Genomic DNA, 1,776 nt, shown 5'->3' with positions numbered 1-1,776 from the left:
CCTCTCTGGGCACCTGGGCCGCAATTGTACCGTTATCGATCACCGCCACGCCGTATTTTGCCCGGGTAGCGGAAGTTTCACTGCGCGATGTCGATCGCGGGCTGATTGATGCGGTGCGTGCCATGGGCGCCAGCAAATTACGTATTGTCTGGGAGGTGCTGATTCCTGAAGCGCTGCCGGGCATTCTTTCCGGTTTTGTCGTCACGCTGGTGGCGCTGATCGGCGCCTCGGCAATGGCGGGTGCCATCGGGGCAGGCGGTCTGGGCGACCTGGCAATTCGCTACGGTTATCAGCGTTTTGACACGGCGGTGATGGTGGCCGTGATCGCCGTACTGATCGTGCTGGTGTGCGGTATCCAGTGGCTCGGCGATCGGCTGGTGCAGCGCATCGACAGGCGTTAAACGGAATCTTTCCGTTTCCTCTGCGCGGGGCACATTTTCATGTCAGGCAGGTATTCTCAGCATAGTATTACGTACCTTCTGAAGAGTAGCCGATCGGCAACCTGAATATACTCTCCTTATCGCATCGCAAATATCCGTTCGGATCGTTAATTGCACGTTAAGGAGAGTTTTATGGAATTAACCGGTAACACCATTTTGATCACCGGCGGCGGTTCAGGCATAGGACGTGCTATGGCTGAAGCGCTTTTGGCTGCAGGTAATCAGGTTATTATTGCTGGCAGGCGAAAAGAGGTACTGGATGAAACTATCGCAGCCAATCCTGGCATGCACGCCATCGTAATGGATATGGATAGTCATGATGCAATTCTCAGCGGTGCGCAAACTGTCATTCAGCGCTGGCCGGCACTGAATGTGGTGATCCATAACGCCGGCATTATGCGCAGGGAAGATCTGAAAAGGGGTGACGTCACTGTGGCTGAAGCAGAAATCACCACCAATTTATTAGGGCCGATTCGCTTAACGGCTGCGCTAATTGAACATTTTCTGGCGCAACCTCGCGCCGCTATTCTGACCGTTTCTTCCGGTCTCGCTTTTGTGCCCCTGTCGCTTACCCCTGCGTATTGTGCCACCAAAGCGGCAATTCACTCCTGGACGCAGAGTCTGCGCTATCAATTGCGTGATACCGCCATTCAGGTAACGGAACTGGTTCCGCCGCTGGTACAAACTGAATTGATGGGCAGGCAGCACGCAACGAATCCGGCAGCGATGCCGTTGGCTGAGTATATGCAGGAAACGCTGCAAATATTGCAGGAACAGCCGGACACTGCCGAGGTGCTGGTTGAAAGGGTTAAACCTCAGCGCTTTGCCGCTCGCGGAGATTATACTGCCTTTTATCAGGCATTTAACGATCGCCTCGCGGGGCAAAATAATTAAGCCTGATAGTGCAATATTTACTCACAACGTGGCGTTTTGTTGCTGTTGACGATGCTCTCGCGGAGAGCATCCCCACTCTTTTTTAAACGCGCGTCCAAATGCGCTTTCCGTATCATATCCGGCAGAAAATGAAATCTGCGAAATAGGTTCGCGCGAGTTTCTCAGGCGCTCGCCTGCCAGCAGCATTCGCCATCTCGACAGGTATCGCATCGGCGTCATCCCCACCCGGGATTTAAATTTTTTCGCGAATACCGTACGCGACATCCCCGTCCGATGGGCCAGTTCCTGCAACGTCCACGGGAACGCGGGATCGGCATGCATTAAATTAAGTGCGGCTTTGAGTTGAGGATCGCAAAGGGCAAATAGCCAGCCAATACGCTCTTCACCTTCCTGCTGAAGAGATACCCTGAGCGCCTGCACCAGCATAATCTGCCCCAGTTGC

The 1,776-nt window shown here is 53.9% G+C and carries 3 protein-coding genes; 2 read left to right on the top strand and 1 reads right to left on the bottom strand.

Annotation, left to right across the window (positions count from 1 at the left end):
• Both FT726_RS27065 and FT726_RS27060 read left to right on the top strand, forming a co-directional pair.
• The coding region (locus tag FT726_RS27065) for an ABC transporter permease subunit (RefSeq protein WP_346303829.1) at positions 1-401 on the top strand (401 nt) is incomplete at its 5' end.
• A 171-nt stretch (positions 402-572) separates the two neighbouring features.
• Entirely contained in the window at positions 573-1,334 is a 762-nt protein-coding gene (locus tag FT726_RS27060) for an SDR family oxidoreductase (RefSeq protein WP_127834301.1), read from the top strand.
• A 21-nt stretch (positions 1,335-1,355) separates the two neighbouring features.
• Here FT726_RS27060 and FT726_RS27055 read toward each other — a convergent pair.
• Positions 1,356-1,776 (bottom strand): AraC family transcriptional regulator (locus FT726_RS27055; protein WP_346303828.1); only part of this gene is annotated, 421 nt, incomplete at its 5' end.

Source organism: Pantoea sp. Morm, assembly GCF_016643525.1.
Classification (GTDB): domain Bacteria; phylum Pseudomonadota; class Gammaproteobacteria; order Enterobacterales; family Enterobacteriaceae; genus Pantoea; species Pantoea dispersa.
This window is presented reverse-complemented; position numbering and strand designations above follow the sequence as displayed.

Excerpts from the sequence above, each read along its gene's own strand:
- FT726_RS27060 (WP_127834301.1), top strand. The coding sequence starts at position 573 with ATGGAATTAACCGGTAACACCATTTTGATCACCGGCGGCGGTTCAGGC.